This is a genomic window from Spirilliplanes yamanashiensis, assembly GCF_016863475.1.
Taxonomy (GTDB): domain Bacteria; phylum Actinomycetota; class Actinomycetes; order Mycobacteriales; family Micromonosporaceae; genus Spirilliplanes; species Spirilliplanes yamanashiensis.
Genome location: NZ_BOOY01000026.1, coordinates 114,324 through 133,742 on the forward strand (window position 1 = coordinate 114,324; position 19,419 = coordinate 133,742).

A 19,419-nucleotide genomic window follows, 5' to 3' on the forward strand; every position below is an offset into this window, starting at 1 on the left:
GATCTCGCCAGTTCGTCCCGGCGGCGAATTGTGTGGGACCGGGCCTGAAGGCCATCCGGCCGCAAGACCCAGCCGATCCCCGGCCCGACAGGTTGGGGCCGGGGAAACAGTCGACAGAAACACACAGTCCACAGGAGGACACCAGTGGCGAAGGCGAAGTTCGAGCGGACTAAGCCGCACGTCAACATCGGCACCATTGGTCACATCGACCACGGTAAGACGACGCTGACTGCGGCCATCACGAAGGTCCTGCACGACCAGTACCCGGACCTCAACCCGTACACGCCGTTCGACGAGATCGACAAGGCGCCGGAGGAGAAGGCTCGTGGCATCACGATCTCCATCGCGCACGTCGAGTACCAGACCGCGTCGCGGCACTACGCGCACGTCGACTGCCCCGGCCACGCGGACTACATCAAGAACATGATCACCGGTGCCGCGCAGATGGACGGCGCGATCCTGGTGGTCGCGGCGACCGACGGCCCGATGCCGCAGACCAAGGAGCACGTGCTCCTGGCCCGCCAGGTCGGCGTTCCGTACATCGTCGTGGCGCTGAACAAGAGCGACATGGTCGAGGACGAGGAGCTCCTGGAGCTCGTCGAGCTCGAGGTCCGCGAGCTGCTCAGCACCTACGAGTTCCCGGGCGACGACGTTCCGGTCGTGCGCGTCTCGGCGCTGAAGGCGCTCGAGGGCGACGCCGAGTGGACCGAGAAGCTCATGGAGCTGATGAACGCGGTCGACACCGCGATCCCGCAGCCCGAGCGTGACATCGAGAAGCCGTTCCTCATGCCCATCGAGGACGTCTTCACGATCACCGGTCGCGGCACCGTGGTCACGGGTCGCGCCGAGCGTGGCATCCTCAAGCCGAACGAGGAGGTCGAGATCGTCGGCATCCGCGAGAAGTCGACGAAGACCACCTGCACCGGCATCGAGATGTTCCGCAAGCTGCTCGACGAGGCGCGGGCCGGCGAGAACGTGGGTCTGCTCCTGCGCGGTATCAAGCGCGAGGACGTCGAGCGCGGCATGGTCGTCGTGAAGCCCGGCAGCAGCACCCCGCACACCGAGTTCGAGGGCCAGGTCTACATCCTGTCGAAGGAGGAGGGCGGCCGTCACACGCCGTTCTTCCAGAACTACCGCCCTCAGTTCTACTTCCGCACCACGGACGTCACCGGCGTCGTCACGCTGCCCGAGGGCACCGAGATGGTCATGCCGGGCGACTCCACCACCATGTCGGTGAAGCTGATCCAGCCCATCGCCATGGAGCAGGGCCTGAAGTTCGCGATCCGCGAGGGTGGCCGCACGGTCGGCGCCGGAACGGTCACGAAGATCAACAAGTGAGCTGGGTGACCCGATTGGCGTTGCCGCACGGTAGTACGGCATACTAGTCAGGTTGCGTCCGCGCAGGGTGGTTGGCGGCATCGTCTGCCAACCACCCTCGCCCGGCGTTCGGGCTCAGGCCCGGCGCCCCGAACTCCCGACGGACAGGGGAGCTCCGAGACATTCGTCCCGGGGCGGAGCCTGGTTCCACAGCGCGACACGCCCGACCGCGGGGGTCGGACATCGCAGGGCCGAGGGCCCTGCGGCCCGGAATCGCTCGACGCCGGATCTCTCCGGTGCTGGGCGGTGCCCGGGGGCATGCGGGGGCGGACCCTCGCAGGTAGCGGCATCGAGAGAAGGAAACAGAAGCCACCATGGCGGGACAGAAGATCCGCATCCGGCTCAAGGCCTATGACCACGAGGTCGTCGACTCCTCGGCGCGAAAGATCGTCGAGACGGTGACGCGTACCGGGGCGCAGGTCGCTGGCCCGGTGCCGCTGCCCACGGAGATCAACCGCTTCTGCGTCATCCGCTCGCCGCACAAGTACAAGGACTCGCGCGAGCACTTCGAGATGCGCACGCACAAGCGACTGATCGACATCATCGACCCGACCCCGAAGACGGTCGACTCGCTCATGCGACTCGACCTTCCCGCTGGCGTCGACATCGAGATCAAGCTGTAGGGATCCGATCAATGGACAGGCAAGTGAAGGGGATCCTGGGCGCCAAGCTCGGCATGACCCAGGTCTGGGACAACAACAAGGTCGTCCCGGTGACCGTCGTGCAGGCCGGCCCGTGCGTCGTGACGCAGGTCCGAACCGCTGAGCAGGACGGCTACCAGGCGGTCCAGCTCGCGTTCGGCGCGATCGACCCGCGCAAGGTGAACAAGCCGAAGAGCGGCCACTACGCGAAGGCGGACGTCGCACCGCGCCGGCACCTCGTCGAGCTGCGCACGTCGGACGCCGGCGAGTACACGCTCGGCCAGGAGGTCCTGGTCGACGCGTTCGCCGCGGGCTCCACGGTCGACGTGACGGGCAAGACCAAGGGCAAGGGCTACGCCGGCGTCATCAAGCGCCACGGCTTCCACGGCCTGCGCGCCAGCCACGGTGTCCAGCGCAAGCACCGCTCGCCGGGCTCCATCGGCGCCTGCGCCACCCCGGGCCGCGTGTTCAAGGGCCAGCGCATGGCGGGTCGTATGGGCAGCCGCCGGTTCACCGTGCAGAACCTGACGATCCAGGCGGTCGACCTGGAGAACAACCTCCTCCTCGTCCGTGGCGCCATTCCCGGCCCCAAGGGCGCGCTGATCCTGGTCCGCTCCGCGGCCAAGGTCCCGGTGAAGAAGGGCGGTGCCAAGTGACCTCCGTTGACGTTCTGAACGCCGAGGGGGCCAAGGCCGGCTCCGTCGAGCTGCCGGGCGACGTCTTCGACGTGCAGGCGAACATCGCCCTCATGCACCAGGTCGTCGTCGCCCAGCTCGCGGCCGCCCGCCAGGGCACGCACAAGACGAAGACGCGCGCTGAGGTCGCCGGTGGCGGCAAGAAGCCGTACAAGCAGAAGGGCACCGGTCGCGCCCGCCAGGGCTCGATCCGCGCCCCGCAGTTCGCCGGCGGCGGCGTCGTGCACGGCCCCGTGCCGCGCGACTACAGCCAGCGGACCCCGAAGAAGATGAAGGCCGCCGCCCTGCGTGGCGCCCTGTCGGACCGGACGCGCGACGGCCGGCTCCACGTCGTCGAGGCGTTCGTGACCGGCGACAAGCCGTCCACGAAGGCCGCGGTCAGCGTGCTGCGCAAGGTGACCGAGGCTCGCAAGGTGCTGGTCGTGCTGACCAACACCGACGAGCTGAGCTGGAAGTCGCTGCGCAACGAGCCGAGCGTGCACTGGATCATGGTCGGGCAGCTCAACACGTACGACGTGCTGAACGCCGACGACGTGGTCTTCACCAAGGCGGCCCTCGACGAGTTCCTGGGGGAGTCCAAGTGAGCACCATTTCCGACCCGCGCGACATCATCGTGGCGCCGGTCATCTCGGAGAAGAGCTACAGCGTTCTCGATCAGAACTGGTACACGTTCCTCGTCCACCCGGACGCGAACAAGACCCAGATCAAGATCGCGATCCAGCAGATCTTCGACGTCCGGGTCCTGACGGTGAACACCATCAACCGCGAGGGCAAGCGCAAGCGCACCAAGACCGGCTTCGGTCAGCGCAAGGCGACCAAGCGCGCGCTGGTGAAGCTGGCCGACGGTGACCGCATCGAGGCCTTCGGCGGCCCGGTCAGCTAGGGGTTGTAGACATGCCTATCCGTAAGTACAAGCCGACGACGCCGGGCCGCCGTGGCTCCAGCGTCGCTGACTTCGCCGAGATCACCCGGTCCACGCCGGAGAAGTCTCTGCTGGTCCCGCTGCCCAAGAAGGGCGGCCGCAACGTCCACGGCCGGATCACCACCCGGCACCACGGCGGTGGCCACAAGCGGCAGTACCGGCTGATCGACTTCAAGCGGGTCGACAAGGACGGCGTGCCGGCCAAGGTCGCGCACATCGAGTACGACCCCAACCGCACGTCGCGCATCGCGCTGCTGCACTACGCCGACGGCGAGAAGCGCTACATCCTCGCGCCGAAGGACCTGAAGCAGGGCGACCGCGTCGAGTCCGGTCCGGGCGCCGACATCAAGCCGGGCAACAACCTGCCGCTGCGCAACATCCCGGTGGGTACGACCGTGCACGGTGTCGAGCTGCGTCCGGGCGGCGGCGCCAAGCTGGCCCGCTCGGCCGGCGTCGGCATCCAGCTGCTCGGCCGCGAGGGCGTCTACGCGACGCTGCGCATGCCGTCCGGTGAGATCCGGCGCGTCGACGTGCGCTGCCGCGCCACCGTCGGCGAGATCGGCAACGCCGACCAGTCGAACATCAACTGGGGCAAGGCCGGCCGCATGCGCTGGAAGGGCCGCAAGCCCACCGTCCGCGGTGTCGCCATGAACCCGGTCGACCACCCGCACGGCGGTGGTGAGGGCAAGACGTCCGGTGGTCGCCACCCGGTGAACCCGGCCGGTAAGCCCGAGGGCCGTACCCGTCGCAAGGGACAGGCGAGCGACAAGCTGATCGTCCGCCGTCGTTACGCCACGCGTAAGCGCGGCTGAGGAAGGTAAGCAGAGATGCCTCGCAGCCTGAAGAAGGGCCCGTTCGTCGACGACCACCTGATCAAGAAGGTGGAAGTGCAGAACGAGAAGGGCTCCAAGAACGTCATCAAGACCTGGTCGCGGCGTTCGATGATCATCCCGGACATGCTGGGACACACGATCGCCGTCCACGACGGGCGCAAGCACGTCCCGGTGTTCATCACCGAGGCCATGGTCGGGCACAAGCTCGGCGAGTTCGCGCTGACCCGGACGTTCAAGGGTCACGAGAAGGACGACCGCAAGAGCCGTCGGCGCTGAGTGCCGGCCACGGATTAGAGGATCAAGGGGTTACAGCGATGCCAGTCAAGGGCGACGCTCCGGCGCTTCCGGGCGCGCGGGCGGTTGCGCGCCACGTGCGCATCTCGCCGAACAAGGCGCGCCGTGTGGTCAACCTCGTCCGCGGTCTGCCCGCGAAGGAGGCCCTCACGGTGCTCCAGTTCGCGCCGCAGGCGGCGAGCGAGCAGGTCTACAAGGTGCTCGCCAGCGCGATCGCGAACGCGGAGAACAACGAGCGGCTCGACCCTGACGCGCTGCTCGTCAGCGAGGCGTTCGTCGACGAGGGCCCCACGCTCAAGCGGTTCCGGCCGCGGGCGCAGGGCCGGGCGTACCGGATCCGCAAGCGCACCAGCCACATCACCATCGCGGTCGAGGCCGTCCAGGTCGCGCGTCCCGCGAAGAAGGCAGCGGCGAAGAAGGCGGCCAAGCCCGCCCAGCCCGCGGCCGAGTCCCAGAGCAGCACGGAAGGTGCCGAGTAATGGGTCAGAAAGTTCACCCCACCGGATTCCGGCTCGGCATCTCCACCGACTGGAAGTCGCGCTGGTTCGCGGACAAGCTCTACAAGGACTACATCGGCGAGGACGTCAAGATCCGTCGCATGATGTCGTCCGGCCTGGAGCGTGCCGGCATCTCCAAGGTCGACATCGAGCGCACCCGCGACCGGGTCCGCGTCGACATCCACACCGCCCGGCCGGGCATCGTCATCGGCCGTAAGGGCGCGGAGGCCGACAAGATCCGCGGCAAGCTGGAGAAGCTCACCGGCAAGCAGGTGCAGCTGAACATCATCGAGGTCAAGAGCCCCGAGTCGGACGCCCAGCTGGTCGCGCAGGGCGTGGCCGAGCAGCTGTCCAGCCGGGTCAGCTTCCGCCGCGCCATGCGCAAGGCCATGCAGTCGGCCATGAAGAACCCGATCTGCAAGGGCATCCGCGTGCAGGTGTCGGGCCGCCTCGGCGGCGCCGAGATGAGCCGGACCGAGTTCTACCGCGAGGGCCGGGTTCCGCTGCACACGCTGCGGGCCAACATCGAGTACGGCTTCTTCGAGGCCCGTACCACCTTCGGCCGCATCGGCGTGAAGGTCTGGATCTACAAGGGTGACGCCGTCCCCGGCCGCGAGGTGGCCCCCGAGGCCGCCGCGCGTCCGCGCCGCGACCGCGGTGACCGTCCCGAGCGTCCGCGCCGTGGCCGTTCCGGTTCGTCCGGCACGACCGCGGGTGGCACCGAGGCCGGCCGCGCGGCCGCCGCCGCCCAGGCGGCCGGCGACACCCCGACCGGCGAGTCGGTCAACGACGCGGCTGTCGCCGCGGCGCCGGCCGCCGCCGAGACGCAGCAGGAGGGCTGACACATGCTGATGCCGCGTAAGCCCCCGAAGGGCTTCCGCAAGCCGCACCACCCGGACCGTCACGGCGCGTCCAAGGGCGGCACCCGGGTGGTCTTCGGTGAGTTCGGTATCCAGGCGCTGGAGCCGGCCTATGTGACCAACCGGCAGATCGAGTCGGCGCGTATCGCGATGACCCGTCACATCAAGCGTGGCGGCAAGGTCTGGATCTCGGTCTTCCCGGACCAGGCCCTGACGAAGAAGCCGGCCGAGACCCGCATGGGTTCCGGCAAGGGCTCGCCCGAGTGGTGGGTCGCGAACGTGAAGCCGGGCCGGATCCTCTTCGAGATGTCGTTCCCGAACGAGGCGACCGCGCGTGAGGCGATGCGCCGCGCGATCCACAAGCTCCCGATGAAGTGCCGCATCGTGACACGCGGAGAAGGTGACAACTGATGGCAGCGGGCGTTAAGGCCGCCGAGCTGCGCGAGCTCTCCGAGGAGGAGCTGGTCTCGCGGCTTCGGGAGGCCAAGGCGGAGCTGTTCAACCTCCGCGTGCAGGGCGCGACCGGGCAGCTGGACAACAACCGGCGACTGCAGGTCGTGCGCCGGGAGATCGCCCGGATCTACACGATCATGCGCGAGCGCGAGCTGGGGCTCTCGGCCGCGCCGACTGAGGTGACTGCGTGATGAGCGAGAACACGACTGCTGAGGCACGTGCCCAGCGCAAGACGCGCGAGGGTCTGGTCGTCAGCGACAAGATGGAGAAGACCGTCGTCGTCGAGGTCGAGGACCGCGTCAAGCACGCGCTGTACGGCAAGGTCATCCGCCGTACCAGCAAGCTGAAGGCGCACGACGAGCAGAACGCGTGCGGGATCGGCGACCGGGTGCTGCTGATGGAGACCCGTCCGCTCTCCGCCACCAAGCGGTGGCGGGTCGTGGAGATCCTCGAAAAGGCCAAGTGAGGTACGCCGGGCCGCAGGGCCCGGCGCACCGCAGTTCCGCCAAGCTTCGGTGTGCTGACCGGAGAACTGGCAGACATAGGAGACAGACGTGATCCAGCAGGAGTCGCGACTTCGCGTCGCCGACAACACGGGTGCCCGGGAGATCCTGTGCATCCGGGTGCTCGGTGGCTCCGGTCGGCGCTACGCGAGCATCGGCGACGTCATCGTCGCGACGGTCAAGGACGCCATCCCGGGCGCCGGCGTCAAGAAGGGCGACGTCGTCAAGGCGGTCATCGTCCGGACCGCCAAGGAGAAGCGCCGCCCGGACGGTTCGTACATCCGGTTCGACGAGAACGCCGCCGTCATCATCAAGGACGGCGGGGACCCCCGCGGTACGCGCATCTTCGGCCCGGTGGGCCGCGAGCTGCGCGACAAGCGGTTCATGAAGATCATCAGCCTGGCGCCGGAGGTGCTCTGACCATGAAGGTGAAGAAGGGCGACACGGTCGTCGTCATCGCCGGCAAGGACAAGGGCGCCAAGGGCAAGGTCATCGCTGCCTTCCCGCGCCTGGACAAGGTCCTCGTCGAGGGCGTGAACCGCGTCAAGAAGCACGAACGCATCCGCACCACCCAGCGCGGTGCGAAGACCGGTGGCATCGTCACGCAGGAAGCCATGATCCACGTCTCGAACGTGATGGTCGTGGACTCCGACGGCAACCCGACCCGCGTCGGGTACCGCGTCGGTGACGACGGCCAGAAGGTCCGCATCTCGCGTCGTTCCGGTAAGGACCTGTGATGACCGCGCCCACCAAGACCCTGCCCCGTCTCAAGCAGCGCTACCGCGACGAGGTCGTCGGGCAGCTCAAGGAGCAGTTCCAGTACGGCAACCCCATGCAGGTTCCCGGCCTGGTGAAGATCGTCGTCAACATGGGTGTCGGCGAGGCCGCTCGCGACGCCAAGCTGATCGACGGCGCGGTTCGCGACCTCGCGACGATCACCGGCCAGAAGCCGCAGGTGCGGAAGGCGACCAAGTCCATCGCGCAGTTCAAGCTGCGTGAGGGCATGCCGATCGGCGCGAAGGTCACCCTGCGCAACGACCGGATGTGGGAGTTCCTGGACCGGCTGCTGTCGATCTCGCTGCCCCGTATCCGTGACTTCCGCGGCCTGGACGGGCGCAAGCTCGACGGCCACGGCAACTACACGTTCGGCCTCACCGAGCAGTCGGTCTTCCACGAGATCGATCAGGACAAGATCGACCGTCCGCGGGGCATGGACATCACGGTGGTCACGACCGCCAAGACCGACGACGAGGGCCGGGCGCTGCTCAAGCTCCTGGGCTTCCCGTTCAAGGAGAACTGAGAATGGCCAAGAAGGCGCTGATCCTCAAGGCTGCCGCGAAGCCGAAGTTCTCGGTGCGCGCGTACACCCGCTGCCAGCGGTGCGGCCGGCCGAAGGCTGTGTACCGCAAGTTCGGTCTCTGCCGCGTCTGCATCCGGGAGATGGCTCACCGCGGTGAGCTGCCCGGCGTGTCGAAGGCTTCCTGGTAACACTCTCTTCGCCGTAGGCCCGTTCGTTCGGGAACCCCGGCGAGAAAGGTAAACGAACCCATGACGATGACGGACCCGATCGCAGACATGCTGACCCGTCTGCGCAACGCCAACCAGGCGTACCACGACAAGGTGACGATGCCCTACTCGAAGATCAAGGCGAACATCGCCGAGGTCCTCAAGGCCGAGGGTTACATCGCCGCCTGGGACTCCGAGGAGCCCGCTGAGGGCGAGGTCGGCAAGCGCCTGGTGGTAGAGCTGAAGTACGGCCAGAACCGGGAGCGCAGCCTGGCGGGCATCAAGCGCGTCTCGAAGCCCGGCCTGCGCGTGTACGCCAAGTCCGACGAGCTCCCGCGCGTGCTGGGCGGCCTCGGCGTGGCGATCATTTCGACGTCCCAGGGCCTCCTGACCGACCGTCAGGCCCGCAAGCGGAGCGTTGGCGGGGAAGTCCTCGCCTTCGTGTGGTAACGGAGGAATGATCGATAATGTCGCGAATCGGACGTAAGTCGATTCCGGTTCCCGCCGGCGTCGACGTCAAGATCGAGGGCCAGACCGTCAAGGTCAAGGGCAAGCTCGGCGAGCTGTCGCACACCGTTGCCGCGCCGATCACGGTCGAGCAGGAGAACGGCGAGCTGGTCGTGAACCGGCCGAACGACGAGCGCAAGGCCAAGGAGCTCCACGGCCTGTCGCGCACGCTCGTGAACAACATGATCGTCGGCGTGACCGAGGGCTACAAGAAGACCCTCGAGATCAACGGCACCGGCTACCGCGTCACCGCCAAGGGCAAGGACCTGGAGTTCGCTCTCGGGTTCTCGCACCCGGTGACCGTGCCGGCGCCCGCGGGCATCACGTTCACGGTCGAGAAGCCGACCCTGTTCCACGTGTCGGGCATCGACAAGCAGCTCGTCGGTGAGGTCGCCGCGAACATCCGGAAGATCCGTCCGCCGGAGCCGTACAAGGGCAAGGGCGTCAAGTACTCCGACGAGATCATCCGCCGCAAGGCTGGAAAGGCAGGTAAGAAGTGACCGCCACGCTGCTCAAGCGCCGCAATGGCGGCGGTGTCTCCGCCAAGCGGGCCGTCGGGCGGGCGCGTCGGCACTTCCGGGTCCGGCGCAACCTGCGCGGGACGTCCGAGCGTCCGCGCCTGGTCGTCACCCGGTCCACGCGGAACATCACCGCGCAGATCGTCGACGACCTCAAGGGCCACACGCTGGCGTCGGCCTCGACGCTCGACGCCTCCATCCGTGGCACCGAGGGCGACAAGAGCGCCCAGGCCGGCAAGGTCGGCAAGCTCCTCGCGGAGCGCGCCAAGGCCGCGGGTGTGTCCAAGGTCGTCTTCGACCGCGGCGGCAACCGGTACGCGGGGCGTCTCGCCGCGCTGGCCGATGCCGCCCGCGAAGCCGGACTCGAGTTCTAGGAAGGAAGACCAATGCCTGGTCAACAGCGCCGTGGCGGCGGGTCCGGTGGCAACGAAGGTGGTCGCCGCGACAACCGCCGTGAGGGCGGCCGCGGCAACGCGCCCGTCGAGAAGACCCCGCACCTCGAGCGGGTGGTAGCGATCAACCGTGTCGCCAAGGTCGTGAAGGGTGGTCGTCGCTTCAGCTTCACCGCCCTCGTGATCGTCGGCGACGGCGACGGCACCGTGGGTGTCGGCTACGGCAAGGCCAAGGAGGTGCCCGCGGCGATCGCCAAGGGCGTCGAGGAGGCCAAGAAGCACTTCTTCAAGGTGCCGCGCATCGCCGCGACGATCCCGCACCCGGTCACGGGTGAGGACGCCGCCGGTGTCGTGCTGCTCAAGCCGGCCTCCGCCGGTACCGGCGTCATCGCCGGTGGCCCGGTGCGCGCCGTCCTGGAGTGCGCCGGCATCCACGACATCCTGTCGAAGAGCCTCGGCTCCTCGAACCCGATCAACATCGTGCACGCCACGGTGGCCGCGCTGAAGGGGCTCGAGTCCCCGGAGGCGGTCGCGGCCCGTCGTGGTCTGCCGGTCGAGGACGTGGCGCCCGCAGCGATGCTGGCCTCGCGTGCCGAAGCGGCGGTGGCGCACTGATGGCACGTCTCAAGGTGACCCAGCTCCGTTCGGAGATCGGCACCAAGCAGAACCAGCGGGACTCGCTGCGTTCGCTCGGGCTGAAGCGGATCAACGACGTGGTGGTCAAGGAGGACCGGCCCGAGATCCGGGGCATGATCTTCGCCGTCAACCACCTCGTGAAGGTTGAGGAGGTCGAGTAATGGCGATCAAGCTGCACCACCTGCGCCCGGCGCCGGGGTCCAAGACCGCGAAGACCCGGGTGGGTCGCGGTGAGGGCTCCAAGGGCAAGACCGCCGGTCGCGGTACCAAGGGTTCGAAGGCCCGCAAGAACATCTCGGCGGCGTTCGAGGGTGGCCAGATGCCCCTTCACATGCGCCTGCCGAAGATGAAGGGCTTCCGCAACCGCAACAAGGTCGTCTTCCAGGTCGTCAACCTGGACCGCCTCGCGGAGCTCTTCCCGCAGGGCGGCGAGGTCGGCCCGCTCGAGCTGGCCCAGGCCGGCGCGGTCCGCAGCGGCCAGCCGGTCAAGGTCCTCGGCTCGGGCGAGCTGGGCGCCGTCGCGCTGCAGGTCTCGGCGCACGCGTTCAGCGGCTCGGCCAAGGAGAAGATCGCGGCCGCCGGTGGTTCCACCACCGAGCTGTAGCAGCTCCAAGGGGGTGTCGGCCCCGGCCCGCGAGGCCGGGGACGGCATCCCCTCCGTGGCGTCCGGCCAGGCCATCCGCCGGCCGGGCGCCACGGGCATCAGCGGTGGCCGGGCCCGTGTCACGACCGCGGCTCACCGCGCCAGCACTTGACTGTTAGAGTCCGTTCCCAGCTAGGGATGTCGGCTGTCCGGCCGGCACCGCCGAAGTCCACCCCGAGGCCGTGCGGCCGCCCCCGCGCAGGAGGATGAAGTTGCTCTCCGCATTCACGAGTGCGTTCAAGACGCCTGACCTGCGCAAGAAGATTTTGTTCACGGTCTTCATCATCGGCGTCTACCGGCTCGGCGCTACACTGCCCAGCCCCGGTGTCTCGTACACCAACGTGCAGAACTGCATCAAGGCCACCGAGACCGGCGACGTCGGCGGCGTGGTCACGCTGCTCAACCTCTTCTCCGGTGGCGCGCTGCTCTCGCTGTCGGTCTTCGCGCTGGGCATCATGCCGTACATCACGGCGTCGATCATCCTGCAGCTGCTCACCGTGGTCATCCCGCGCCTGGAGCAGCTCCGCAAGGAGGGCCAGTCCGGCCAGGCCAAGATCACGCAGTACACGCGCTACCTGACGCTCGGCCTCGCGGTCCTGCAGTCCTCGGCGTTCGTGGCGCTCGCCCGCTCCGGCCAGCTGTTCAGCGGCCTCTGCCCGCAGGACAACCCGCAGTTCACGATCATCCCGGAGAACACCGGGCTGCCGTACTGGCTGACGCTGACCGTCCTGGTCCTCACGATGACCGCCGGCACCGGCGTGGTCATGTGGCTCGGCGAGCTCATCACCGACCGCGGCGTCGGCAACGGCATGTCCGTCCTGATCTTCACCTCGATCGCCGCCCGCCTGCCCAGCGAGGGCTGGTCGATCAAGCAGTCGCGCGGCTGGGGCGTCTTCTCGGCCATCCTGGTGCTGGTCCTGGTGATCATCACGCTGGTCGTCTTCATCGAGCAGGCGCAGCGCCGCATCCCGGTGCAGTACGCGAAGCGCATGATCGGCCGGCGCACGTACGGCGGCACCTCGACGTACATCCCGCTGAAGGTCAACCAGTCCGGTGTCGTCCCGGTCATCTTCGCGTCGTCGCTGCTCTACCTGCCGCAGCTGTACCTGCAGTTCTTCAACCCGAACGAGCTCAACGGCTACCAGCAGTGGATCCAGAACAACCTGGCGAAGCCGAGCAGCTGGATCTACATCCTGACGTACTTCCTGCTCATCATCTTCTTCACCTACTTCTACGTCTCGATCACGTTCAACCCGACCGAGGTCGCGGACAACATGAAGAAGTACGGCGGCTTCGTGCCGGGCATCCGCCCCGGCAAGCCCACCGCCGACTACCTGGACTTCATCCTCAGCCGCATCACCCTGCCGGGCTCGTTCTACCTGGGCCTGGTGTCCGTCCTGCCGAACTTCTTCTTCATCTGGCTGGCGAACGAGCAGTACGTCAACTTCCCGTTCGGCGGCGTGGCGGTGCTCATCATGGTGGGCGTCGGCCTGGAGACGGTGAAGCAGATCGAGTCGCAGCTCATGCAGCGCAACTACGAAGGCTTCCTGCGGTAGTGGCAAGGCCGGACTCACCGACGACGGGCAGGATCTCCGCGGCACGAAACGAGGCGATGTAGGTGCGACTTGTTCTGGTAGGCCCGCCGGGTGCGGGCAAGGGCACCCAGGCCGAGTTCATCGCCGCCCATCTGGCCGCTCCGAAGATCTCCACCGGAGACATCTTCCGCGCCAACGTGTCGCAGGGGACCCCGCTCGGCGTCGAGGCCAAGCGCTACATGGACGCGGGCCAGCTCGTGCCCGACGAGGTCACGATCAACATGGTCCGCGACCGGCTGGCCGAGCCGGACGCCGCCGACGGCTTCCTGCTGGACGGGTTCCCGCGCACCGTCCCGCAGGCGGCCGCGCTCGACAAGCTGCTCGCCGACCTGGGCACCGCGCTCGACCTGGTGATGGAGCTCGTCGTCGACGACGACGAGGTCATCCGGCGGCTGTCCGGCCGGCGCACCTGCCGCGGCTGCGGCAAGATCTGGCACGTCGAGTTCGACGCCCCCAGCACCGAGGGCGTCTGCGACCGCTGCGGCAGCGAGCTGTTCCAGCGCGACGACGACAAGGCCGAGACCATCGCCAACCGCCTCGTCGAGTACGCGCAGAAGACCGCTCCGCTGGTCGACTACTACGGCGCCCAGGGCAAGCTGGTCGGCATCGACGCCACCGGCCCCGTGGAGGACGTGACCGTCCGCGCCATCGACGCGCTACGGTCGTTCGGGGGCTGACCCCCCGGCCACAGGAAGGCATGCACCATGGCCCGTCACGAGCCTGAGATCCAGCTCAAGACGCCCGAGCAGATCGTCAAGATGCGCGCCGCCGGCCTCGTCGTCGCGGCCGCCCTGGAGGCCATGCGCCAGGCCGTCGCGCCGGGCGTCTCCACCGCCGACCTCGACGCGGTCGCCGAATCGGTCATCCGCGACGCCGGCGCCATCCCGTCGTTCAAGGGCTACCAGGGCTTCCCGGCGTCGATCTGCTCGTCGGTGAACGAGCAGGTCGTGCACGCCATCCCGGCCGCCGACGCGGTGCTCAAGGAGGGCGACCTGATCTCGCTCGACTGCGGCGCCATCCTCGACGGCTGGCACGGCGACGCCGCCATCACCGTCGGCGTGGGCGAGACCGACCCCGAGCTGCTGCGCATGGCCGAGGTCGCCGAGGACGCCATGTGGGCGGGCATCGCCGCCGCGGCCCGGCGCACCGCCGCCGGCAAGGGCCGGCTGTCCGACATCTCGTCCGCGATCGAGACCTCGATCCGCAAGGCCGGCGGCCGCCGCTACGGCATCGTCGACGGGTACGGCGGCCACGGCATCGGCACCGAGATGCACCAGGAGCCGCACGTCCTGAACTACGGCCGCCCCGGCCGCGGCCCGCGCCTCGTGCCGGGCATGGCGCTGGCGATCGAGCCGATGATCACCATGGGCTCGCCCCGCACCGTCGTGCTGTCCGACGAGTGGACCGTCATCACCCGCGACCGCTCCGTCGCCGCGCACGTCGAGCACTCGATGGCCCTGCTCGACGACGGCGTGTGGGTGCTGACCGCGCAGGACGGCGGCCGCGCCCGCCTGGGCGACCTGGTGACCTCGCGCGAGCCCGCCGCCGCCCACTGACGCGGCTGGTCCGCCTCGATGCCGCCTGGCATGCTGGGAGGCATGGGGCGTGAGGAGATGCGGGCCGGCGACGCCGACCGGCAGCAGGTCGCCGACCGGCTGCGCCTGGCGCTCGACGAGGGCCGCCTCGACCTCCACGAGTACGACGAACGCCTCCAGCGCGCCTACGCCGCCAAGACCTACGGCGACCTCGACGGCCTGCTCGACGACCTGCCCGCCGCGACGCCCGCTCTGGCGGTGCCGCAGCCGGCGGCCGACCCGTACCACCACGCGACCCGCCGCTGGCTGTGGAACACGTGGGAGGAGTACCTCGGCGTCGTCGGGCTGGTGATCGGCATCTGGGCGGTGATCAGCGTCGCCGCGCAGGAGCTGGTCTACTTCTGGCCCATCTGGGTGGCCGGGCCGTGGGGCGTGGTGCTGATCGGGCAGACGATCTCCGGGCTGGGCAAGGGGGAGCCGCGCCGGTGGGTCGACCGCGAGGAGCGCAAGCGGCAGGACAAGGCCGCGAAGAAGGAGCGCAAGGCGGAGCAGAAGGCCCGCAAGGAGGCCGCCGGGGCCGCGGGCGGTGCGGGTGCGGCTGAGGCCGCCGGTGCCGCGGACGCCGCGTTCGGTGCCGGCAACGCGGGTGCGGGCACCGCGCGGGGGGCGGCCGGCTCGGCCGGCTCTGCGGCTGCCGCCGAGGTGGGTGGGGGGCCGCGGGTCGCGCTGCCGCGGGAGCCGGCGCAGCCCGCCGTGACCGCCGACTCGCTGTTCGCCGATCCCACGCTCGTCGCCGATCCCGCGGTCGGCGACCCCACGCTCGTGGCCGAGCCCGCCCGGAAGCCCGACCGGCTGCGGGAGCCGGGGCCGCGGCAGGCCGAGCGGCAGCCGCGCAGCGCCGACTGACCGGTTCGTGCCCGATCGCGCGGATTGTGGCTCGGGTGACACACCCGACCGCGGGTTACGGGACCCCGGATTTGGTGTGGCCGATCCGGCGCGCGTAGACTGACTAGCTGGCGCGCAGCGTCCTCTCCGGCATGTCCATCAGCGCTTCGATGGTGCCCGGAGCCGCGGCTGGTCCGGCCCCCGACACGGGGCGGGATGGAAGCTGCGAGCCAGTCTCAGAAGCCGACGTCAGGTAGCGGAGGACATGCCGAAGAAAGACGGAGCCATCGAGATCGAAGGCCGGGTCATCGAGCCACTGCCGAACGCGATGTTCAGGGTGGAACTGGCCAACGGTCACAAGGTCCTGGCCCACATCAGCGGCAAGATGCGGCAGCACTACATCCGCATCCTGCCCGAGGACCGAGTCGTCGTCGAGCTCTCGCCGTACGACCTCACCCGCGGGCGGATCGTCTACCGGTACAAGTAAGTCGGCCTCGGGGAGAGTCCCGTGTCCGTCTTCCGGGGGGTCGTCGTGCCCGCCGGCAAGCACAGTTAAGGCACACCGTGAAGGTCAAGCCGAGCGTCAAGCGGATCTGCAACAAGTGCCGGGTCATCCGGCGCCACGGCCGGGTCATGGTCATCTGCCAGGACCCGCGCCACAAGCAGCGCCAGGGCTGAGTCCCCGGCGTCGGCGCCCCGGCGCCGATCCGCACCACTGAACAAGCTCGTCCCAGCCGCGGCGGTCGCTCGTCGACGCGCGGTTCCACCCCCGGTCGGAGGCCGGGGCCCGCCTGGGCAGGCGGGGTGGGCACGGGCACAGACCTCCGTGAGACATCGAGGAGTACGCCCGCACATGGCTCGTCTCGTCGGCGTCGATCTTCCCCGCGAGAAGCGGATGGAGATCGCGCTCACCTACATCTTCGGGGTCGGTCGGACCCGCGCCGTGGAGGCGCTCACCTCGACCGGCATCGACGTGAACAAGCGCGCCAAGGACCTCACGGAAGAGGAGCTGGTCCAGCTCCGCGACTACATCGAGGCCAATTTCAAGGTTGAGGGCGACCTGCGCCGCGAGGTCGCCGCCGACATCCGCCGCAAGGTGGAGATCGGCAGCTACGAGGGCATTCGCCACCGGCGTGGCCTTCCGGTCCGCGGTCAGCGGACCCGGACCAACGCTCGTACCCGCAAGGGTCCGAAGCGCACGGTCGCCGGTAAGAAGAAGCCCGGTCGGAAGTAATAGGAGCGCACTGACTTATGCCACCGAAGGCACGCGCCGGGGCCGCCGTCAAGAAGGTCCGTCGCAAGGAACGCAAGAACGTCGCCCACGGGCAGGCGCACATCAAGAGCACCTTCAACAACACCATCGTGTCGATCACCGACCCGACCGGTGCTGTCATCTCCTGGGCCTCGTCGGGCCAGGTGGGCTTCAAGGGCTCGCGCAAGTCGACCCCGTTCGCCGCGCAGCTGGCCGCCGAGGCCGCCGCGCGCCGGGCGATGGAGCACGGCATGCGCAAGGTCGACGTGTTCGTGAAGGGTCCCGGCTCCGGCCGGGAGACCGCCATCCGTTCGCTGCAGGCCGCAGGCCTCGAGGTCGGTCAGATCTCGGACGTCACGCCCCAGCCGCACAACGGATGTCGCCCGCCGAAGCGTCGTCGGGTCTGAGAGGTAGAGGACAATGGCTCGTTACGCTGGACCCGACTGCCGTCGCTGCCGTCGGGAGAAGATGAAGCTGTTCCTCAAGGGCAGCAAGTGCGATGGTCCGAAGTGCCCGTTCGAGTCCCGGCCGTTCCCGCCCGGACAGCACGGCCGCGGTCGCACGAAGGAGACCGAGTACCTGCTGCAGCTGCGTGAGAAGCAGAAGGCGCGCCGCGTCTACGGCATTCTCGAGAAGCAGTTCCGCGGGTACTACGAGGAGGCTGTCGCCAAGCCGGGCAAGACCGGTGAGGTGCTGCTGCAGATCCTCGAGTCGCGGCTCGACAACGCCGTCTACCGGGCCGGCTACGCCCACTCGCGGGACATGGCCCGCCAGCTGGTCAAGCACGGGCACTTCCTGGTGAACGGCAAGAAGGTCGACATCCCGTCGTACCGGCTCAAGGAGCACGACATCGTCGAGGTCCGGGAGAAGTCCAAGGAGCTCACGCCGTTCGTGATCGCCCAGGCGCAGGCCGGCTCCAAGCCGATCCCGGCGTGGGTCGAGCCGATCCCGGCGCAGCTCAAGTTCCTGGTCCACTCGCTCCCGGCGCGTCAGGTGATCGACACCCAGGTGCAGGAGCAGCTGATCGTCGAGCTCTACTCCAAGTAGCGCTCAGGCCCCGCGTCTCCGCACCGGAGGCGCGGGGTCGCACCACCTCGGACGGGCGTCAAATAGCGGGCGCCCCGACACAAGGAGAACACCACAGTGCTCATCTCTCAGCGGCCGACCCTCTCGGAGGAGTCGCTCAGCGAGACCCGCTCCCGGTTCACCATCGAGCCGCTCGAGCCCGGCTTCGGCTACACGCTCGGCAACTCGCTGCGCCGGACCCTGCTGTCGTCCATCCCGGGCGCGGCGGTCACGAGCATCAAGATCGACGGCGTGCTGCACGAGTTCACCACCATCCCCGGTGTCAAGGAGGACGTGGTCGAGCTCGTCATGAACGTCAAGGAGCTGTGCGTCAGCTCCGAGCACGACGAGCCGGTCAGCATGTACCTGCGCAAGCAGGGCCCGGGCGACGTCACCGCCGGTGACATCCAGCCCCCGGCCGGGGTCAGCGTGCACAACGCCGACCTGAAGCTCGCCACCCTGAACAGCAAGGGCCGGCTCGACATGGAGCTGACCGTCGAGCGGGGCCGCGGCTACGTCACGGCGGCGCAGAACAAGAACGCCGGCGCCGAGATCGGCCGCATCCCGGTCGACTCGATCTACTCGCCGGTCATGAAGGTCACGTACCGCGTCGAGGCGACCCGTGTCGAGCAGCGCACCGACTTCGACCGGCTGATCATCGATGTCGAGGCGAAGCCGTCCATCTCGCCGCGCACCGCGCTCGCGTCGGCCGGTTCCACCCTCGTCGAGCTGTTCGGCCTGTGCCGGGAGCTGGACGAGACCGCCGAGGGCATCGACATCGGCCCGTCGCCGCAGGACGCGCAGCTCGCTGCCGACCTGGCGCTGCCGATCGAGGAGCTGGACCTGACGGTCCGGTCGTACAACTGCCTCAAGCGCGAGGGCATCAACTCCGTCGGTGAACTCATCGGGCGGACGGAGGCCGACCTTCTGGATATAAGGAATTTCGGTCAGAAGTCCATCGACGAGGTCAAGATGAAGCTCGCCGGCATGGGTCTGGGTCTGAAGGACTCCGCCCCGTCGTTCGACCCCGCGCACGTCGTGGACTCGTTCGGCGACGTGGACTACGACACCGACGACTACCGCGAGACCGAGCAGCTCTAAGCTCGGCAGCCGCCTCTTACAAGGAGCACGGAAATGCCCACGCCCACCAAGGGTCCCCGCCTCGGCGGCAGCCCGGCGCACGAGAAGCTCATCCTGGCCAACCTGGCCACCGAGCTCTTCAAGCACGGGAAGATCAAGACCACCGAGACGAAGGCCAAGCGCCTCCGGCCCCTGGCCGAGCAGCTCATCACCAAGGCGAAGCGCGGCGACCTCGCCTCGCGCCGCCGGGTGGCGGGCACGGTCCGGGACAAGGACGTGGTCTACGTGCTGTTCGACCAGATCGCGCCGCGGTTCGCGAACCGTCCGGGTGGCTACACCCGGATCGTGAAGACGGGCCCGCGCAAGGGTGACGCCGCTCCCATGGCGATCATCGAGCTGGTCGAGGAGCTGGAGGTCGCCGCGACCACCGCCCCGGCGAAGAAGGCCGCCAAGAAGGCGACCGCCCGCCAGGACAAGGTGGAGGCGCTGGCCCCCGAGGAGGAGACCCCCTCGTCGCAGACCACGCCCGAGACCGCCGACGACCAGGACTCGGAGCCGCCGCAGAGCGCGTCCGGCGACAAGGGCGCCGAGGGCCCGGGCGACCAGGCCGAGGGCGACGACACCGGCACCGACACCGGCACCGGCACCAAGGCCGACGACAAGGCCTGAGTTTCCGCACGCTGATCGGGCCCGGCACCCTCCACGGGGTGCCGGGCCCGAACGGCATTTC

At 68.8% G+C, this 19,419-nt stretch carries 32 protein-coding genes and 1 pseudogene; all 33 read left to right on the plus strand.

The window, feature by feature from the left end:
• Window positions 1–144: 144 nt before the first annotated feature.
• Window positions 145–1,338, plus strand: coding sequence for an elongation factor Tu (gene tuf / locus Sya03_RS17375; protein ID WP_203939355.1), 1,194 nt, complete (start codon window positions 145–147; stop codon window positions 1,336–1,338).
• 353 nt (window positions 1,339–1,691) lie between these two features.
• Window positions 1,692–2,000: a 30S ribosomal protein S10 gene (gene rpsJ, locus Sya03_RS17380; RefSeq protein WP_007073037.1), complete on the plus strand. Its 309-nt coding sequence runs from the start codon at window positions 1,692–1,694 to the stop codon at window positions 1,998–2,000.
• 11 nt (window positions 2,001–2,011) lie between these two features.
• A complete protein-coding gene (rplC, locus tag Sya03_RS17385; protein ID WP_203939356.1) occupies window positions 2,012–2,674 on the plus strand; it encodes a 50S ribosomal protein L3 in 663 nt (220 codons plus the stop codon).
• Window positions 2,671–3,297, plus strand: a complete 627-nt coding sequence (gene rplD, locus Sya03_RS17390) for a 50S ribosomal protein L4 (RefSeq protein ID WP_203939357.1) — start codon at window positions 2,671–2,673, stop codon at window positions 3,295–3,297. The genes rplC and rplD overlap by 4 nt, the downstream gene beginning before the upstream one ends.
• Entirely contained in the window at window positions 3,294–3,596 is a 303-nt protein-coding gene (gene rplW / locus Sya03_RS17395; protein WP_203939358.1) for a 50S ribosomal protein L23, read from the plus strand. Before rplD ends, rplW begins: the two co-directional genes overlap by 4 nt.
• An 11-nt stretch (window positions 3,597–3,607) precedes the next feature.
• On the plus strand, window positions 3,608–4,447 hold the full coding sequence (gene rplB / locus Sya03_RS17400; RefSeq protein WP_203939359.1) for a 50S ribosomal protein L2: 840 nt from the start codon (window positions 3,608–3,610) through the stop codon (window positions 4,445–4,447).
• A gap of 15 nt (window positions 4,448–4,462) precedes the next feature.
• On the plus strand, window positions 4,463–4,744 hold the full coding sequence (gene rpsS / locus Sya03_RS17405) for a 30S ribosomal protein S19 (RefSeq protein ID WP_203939360.1): 282 nt from the start codon (window positions 4,463–4,465) through the stop codon (window positions 4,742–4,744).
• Window positions 4,745–4,782: 38 nt separating this feature from the next.
• Window positions 4,783–5,241 carry a 50S ribosomal protein L22 gene (rplV, locus tag Sya03_RS17410; RefSeq protein WP_203939361.1) on the plus strand — a complete coding sequence of 153 codons (459 nt, stop codon included), beginning with the start codon at window positions 4,783–4,785 and terminating at the stop codon, window positions 5,239–5,241.
• Complete coding sequence (rpsC, locus tag Sya03_RS17415; RefSeq protein ID WP_203939362.1) at window positions 5,241–6,101, plus strand: 30S ribosomal protein S3; 861 nt, start codon at window positions 5,241–5,243, stop codon at window positions 6,099–6,101. Before rplV ends, rpsC begins: the two co-directional genes overlap by 1 nt.
• Before the next feature lie 3 nt (window positions 6,102–6,104).
• Window positions 6,105–6,530: a 50S ribosomal protein L16 gene (gene rplP / locus Sya03_RS17420; protein ID WP_203939363.1), complete on the plus strand. Its 426-nt coding sequence runs from the start codon at window positions 6,105–6,107 to the stop codon at window positions 6,528–6,530.
• Complete coding sequence (gene rpmC / locus Sya03_RS17425; RefSeq protein WP_203939364.1) at window positions 6,530–6,763, plus strand: 50S ribosomal protein L29; 234 nt, start codon at window positions 6,530–6,532, stop codon at window positions 6,761–6,763. The genes rplP and rpmC overlap by 1 nt, the downstream gene beginning before the upstream one ends.
• The gene (gene rpsQ / locus Sya03_RS17430; protein ID WP_203939365.1) at window positions 6,763–7,038 is read left to right on the plus strand and encodes a 30S ribosomal protein S17; all 276 of its coding nucleotides are present in this window, start codon (window positions 6,763–6,765) and stop codon (window positions 7,036–7,038) included. Before rpmC ends, rpsQ begins: the two co-directional genes overlap by 1 nt.
• 88 nt (window positions 7,039–7,126) lie before the next feature.
• The gene (rplN, locus tag Sya03_RS17435; RefSeq protein WP_015619002.1) at window positions 7,127–7,495 is read left to right on the plus strand and encodes a 50S ribosomal protein L14; all 369 of its coding nucleotides are present in this window, start codon (window positions 7,127–7,129) and stop codon (window positions 7,493–7,495) included.
• Entirely contained in the window at window positions 7,492–7,812 is a 321-nt protein-coding gene (gene rplX, locus Sya03_RS17440) for a 50S ribosomal protein L24 (RefSeq protein WP_203939567.1), read from the plus strand. Before rplN ends, rplX begins: the two co-directional genes overlap by 4 nt.
• On the plus strand, window positions 7,812–8,375 hold the full coding sequence (gene rplE / locus Sya03_RS17445; protein WP_203939366.1) for a 50S ribosomal protein L5: 564 nt from the start codon (window positions 7,812–7,814) through the stop codon (window positions 8,373–8,375). Before rplX ends, rplE begins: the two co-directional genes overlap by 1 nt.
• 2 nt (window positions 8,376–8,377) lie before the next feature.
• Window positions 8,378–8,563 carry a type Z 30S ribosomal protein S14 gene (locus tag Sya03_RS17450; RefSeq protein ID WP_007073023.1) on the plus strand — a complete coding sequence of 62 codons (186 nt, stop codon included), beginning with the start codon at window positions 8,378–8,380 and terminating at the stop codon, window positions 8,561–8,563.
• 60 nt (window positions 8,564–8,623) lie between these two features.
• A complete protein-coding gene (gene rpsH, locus Sya03_RS17455; RefSeq protein ID WP_203939367.1) occupies window positions 8,624–9,031 on the plus strand; it encodes a 30S ribosomal protein S8 in 408 nt (135 codons plus the stop codon).
• 17 nt (window positions 9,032–9,048) lie between these two features.
• Window positions 9,049–9,588 carry a 50S ribosomal protein L6 gene (rplF, locus tag Sya03_RS17460; protein WP_203939368.1) on the plus strand — a complete coding sequence of 180 codons (540 nt, stop codon included), beginning with the start codon at window positions 9,049–9,051 and terminating at the stop codon, window positions 9,586–9,588.
• On the plus strand, window positions 9,585–9,980 hold the full coding sequence (rplR, locus tag Sya03_RS17465) for a 50S ribosomal protein L18 (protein WP_203939369.1): 396 nt from the start codon (window positions 9,585–9,587) through the stop codon (window positions 9,978–9,980). The genes rplF and rplR overlap by 4 nt, the downstream gene beginning before the upstream one ends.
• Before the next feature lie 12 nt (window positions 9,981–9,992).
• Window positions 9,993–10,613 carry a 30S ribosomal protein S5 gene (gene rpsE / locus Sya03_RS17470; protein WP_203939370.1) on the plus strand — a complete coding sequence of 207 codons (621 nt, stop codon included), beginning with the start codon at window positions 9,993–9,995 and terminating at the stop codon, window positions 10,611–10,613.
• A complete protein-coding gene (gene rpmD, locus Sya03_RS17475; RefSeq protein WP_203939371.1) occupies window positions 10,613–10,795 on the plus strand; it encodes a 50S ribosomal protein L30 in 183 nt (60 codons plus the stop codon). Before rpsE ends, rpmD begins: the two co-directional genes overlap by 1 nt.
• The gene (gene rplO, locus Sya03_RS17480; protein ID WP_203939372.1) at window positions 10,795–11,238 is read left to right on the plus strand and encodes a 50S ribosomal protein L15; all 444 of its coding nucleotides are present in this window, start codon (window positions 10,795–10,797) and stop codon (window positions 11,236–11,238) included. Before rpmD ends, rplO begins: the two co-directional genes overlap by 1 nt.
• Window positions 11,239–11,489: 251 nt before the next feature.
• Window positions 11,490–12,833 carry a preprotein translocase subunit SecY gene (gene secY, locus Sya03_RS17485; RefSeq protein WP_203939373.1) on the plus strand — a complete coding sequence of 448 codons (1,344 nt, stop codon included), beginning with the start codon at window positions 11,490–11,492 and terminating at the stop codon, window positions 12,831–12,833.
• 62 nt (window positions 12,834–12,895) lie between these two features.
• On the plus strand, window positions 12,896–13,549 hold the full coding sequence (locus Sya03_RS17490) for an adenylate kinase (RefSeq protein WP_203939374.1): 654 nt from the start codon (window positions 12,896–12,898) through the stop codon (window positions 13,547–13,549).
• A gap of 27 nt (window positions 13,550–13,576) precedes the next feature.
• Window positions 13,577–14,428 (plus strand): type I methionyl aminopeptidase, encoded by an 852-nt coding sequence (map, locus tag Sya03_RS17495; protein WP_203939375.1) that lies wholly within the window; start codon window positions 13,577–13,579, stop codon window positions 14,426–14,428.
• Window positions 14,429–14,485: 57 nt separating this feature from the next.
• Window positions 14,486–14,989, plus strand: a pseudogene (locus tag Sya03_RS31725) (DUF1707 SHOCT-like domain-containing protein); the annotation flags it as partial.
• A gap of 568 nt (window positions 14,990–15,557) precedes the next feature.
• A complete protein-coding gene (infA, locus tag Sya03_RS17505) occupies window positions 15,558–15,779 on the plus strand; it encodes a translation initiation factor IF-1 (protein ID WP_007073013.1) in 222 nt (73 codons plus the stop codon).
• Between the two features lie 77 nt (window positions 15,780–15,856).
• Complete coding sequence (gene rpmJ / locus Sya03_RS17510) at window positions 15,857–15,970, plus strand: 50S ribosomal protein L36 (protein ID WP_073834917.1); 114 nt, start codon at window positions 15,857–15,859, stop codon at window positions 15,968–15,970.
• 175 nt (window positions 15,971–16,145) lie between these two features.
• Window positions 16,146–16,526 (plus strand): 30S ribosomal protein S13, encoded by a 381-nt coding sequence (gene rpsM / locus Sya03_RS17515; RefSeq protein ID WP_203939376.1) that lies wholly within the window; start codon window positions 16,146–16,148, stop codon window positions 16,524–16,526.
• A gap of 17 nt (window positions 16,527–16,543) precedes the next feature.
• Entirely contained in the window at window positions 16,544–16,951 is a 408-nt protein-coding gene (gene rpsK / locus Sya03_RS17520) for a 30S ribosomal protein S11 (RefSeq protein WP_014440747.1), read from the plus strand.
• A 13-nt stretch (window positions 16,952–16,964) separates the two neighbouring features.
• Window positions 16,965–17,591, plus strand: coding sequence for a 30S ribosomal protein S4 (rpsD, locus tag Sya03_RS17525; protein WP_203939377.1), 627 nt, complete (start codon window positions 16,965–16,967; stop codon window positions 17,589–17,591).
• A gap of 96 nt (window positions 17,592–17,687) precedes the next feature.
• Window positions 17,688–18,710: a DNA-directed RNA polymerase subunit alpha gene (locus tag Sya03_RS17530; protein WP_203939378.1), complete on the plus strand. Its 1,023-nt coding sequence runs from the start codon at window positions 17,688–17,690 to the stop codon at window positions 18,708–18,710.
• Between the two features lie 33 nt (window positions 18,711–18,743).
• The gene (rplQ, locus tag Sya03_RS17535) at window positions 18,744–19,358 is read left to right on the plus strand and encodes a 50S ribosomal protein L17 (RefSeq protein ID WP_203939379.1); all 615 of its coding nucleotides are present in this window, start codon (window positions 18,744–18,746) and stop codon (window positions 19,356–19,358) included.
• Window positions 19,359–19,419 lie beyond the last annotated feature (61 nt).

Excerpts from the sequence above, each read along its gene's own strand:
- rpsJ (WP_007073037.1), top strand. The coding sequence starts at position 1,692 with ATGGCGGGACAGAAGATCCGCATCCGGCTCAAGGCCTATGACCACGAG.
- rplC (WP_203939356.1), top strand. The coding sequence starts at position 2,012 with ATGGACAGGCAAGTGAAGGGGATCCTGGGCGCCAAGCTCGGCATGACC.
- rplB (WP_203939359.1), top strand. The coding sequence starts at position 3,608 with ATGCCTATCCGTAAGTACAAGCCGACGACGCCGGGCCGCCGTGGCTCC.
- rpsS (WP_203939360.1), top strand. The coding sequence starts at position 4,463 with ATGCCTCGCAGCCTGAAGAAGGGCCCGTTCGTCGACGACCACCTGATC.
- rplV (WP_203939361.1), top strand. The coding sequence starts at position 4,783 with ATGCCAGTCAAGGGCGACGCTCCGGCGCTTCCGGGCGCGCGGGCGGTT.
- rpsC (WP_203939362.1), top strand. The coding sequence starts at position 5,241 with ATGGGTCAGAAAGTTCACCCCACCGGATTCCGGCTCGGCATCTCCACC.
- rplP (WP_203939363.1), top strand. The coding sequence starts at position 6,105 with ATGCTGATGCCGCGTAAGCCCCCGAAGGGCTTCCGCAAGCCGCACCAC.
- rpmC (WP_203939364.1), top strand. The coding sequence starts at position 6,530 with ATGGCAGCGGGCGTTAAGGCCGCCGAGCTGCGCGAGCTCTCCGAGGAG.
- rpsQ (WP_203939365.1), top strand. The coding sequence starts at position 6,763 with ATGAGCGAGAACACGACTGCTGAGGCACGTGCCCAGCGCAAGACGCGC.
- rplE (WP_203939366.1), top strand. The coding sequence starts at position 7,812 with ATGACCGCGCCCACCAAGACCCTGCCCCGTCTCAAGCAGCGCTACCGC.
- Sya03_RS17450 (WP_007073023.1), top strand. The coding sequence starts at position 8,378 with ATGGCCAAGAAGGCGCTGATCCTCAAGGCTGCCGCGAAGCCGAAGTTC.
- rpsH (WP_203939367.1), top strand. The coding sequence starts at position 8,624 with ATGACGATGACGGACCCGATCGCAGACATGCTGACCCGTCTGCGCAAC.
- rplF (WP_203939368.1), top strand. The coding sequence starts at position 9,049 with ATGTCGCGAATCGGACGTAAGTCGATTCCGGTTCCCGCCGGCGTCGAC.
- rpsE (WP_203939370.1), top strand. The coding sequence starts at position 9,993 with ATGCCTGGTCAACAGCGCCGTGGCGGCGGGTCCGGTGGCAACGAAGGT.
- rpmD (WP_203939371.1), top strand. The coding sequence starts at position 10,613 with ATGGCACGTCTCAAGGTGACCCAGCTCCGTTCGGAGATCGGCACCAAG.
- rplO (WP_203939372.1), top strand. The coding sequence starts at position 10,795 with ATGGCGATCAAGCTGCACCACCTGCGCCCGGCGCCGGGGTCCAAGACC.
- map (WP_203939375.1), top strand. The coding sequence starts at position 13,577 with ATGGCCCGTCACGAGCCTGAGATCCAGCTCAAGACGCCCGAGCAGATC.
- infA (WP_007073013.1), top strand. The coding sequence starts at position 15,558 with ATGCCGAAGAAAGACGGAGCCATCGAGATCGAAGGCCGGGTCATCGAG.
- rpsM (WP_203939376.1), top strand. The coding sequence starts at position 16,146 with ATGGCTCGTCTCGTCGGCGTCGATCTTCCCCGCGAGAAGCGGATGGAG.
- rpsK (WP_014440747.1), top strand. The coding sequence starts at position 16,544 with ATGCCACCGAAGGCACGCGCCGGGGCCGCCGTCAAGAAGGTCCGTCGC.
- rpsD (WP_203939377.1), top strand. The coding sequence starts at position 16,965 with ATGGCTCGTTACGCTGGACCCGACTGCCGTCGCTGCCGTCGGGAGAAG.
- rplQ (WP_203939379.1), top strand. The coding sequence starts at position 18,744 with ATGCCCACGCCCACCAAGGGTCCCCGCCTCGGCGGCAGCCCGGCGCAC.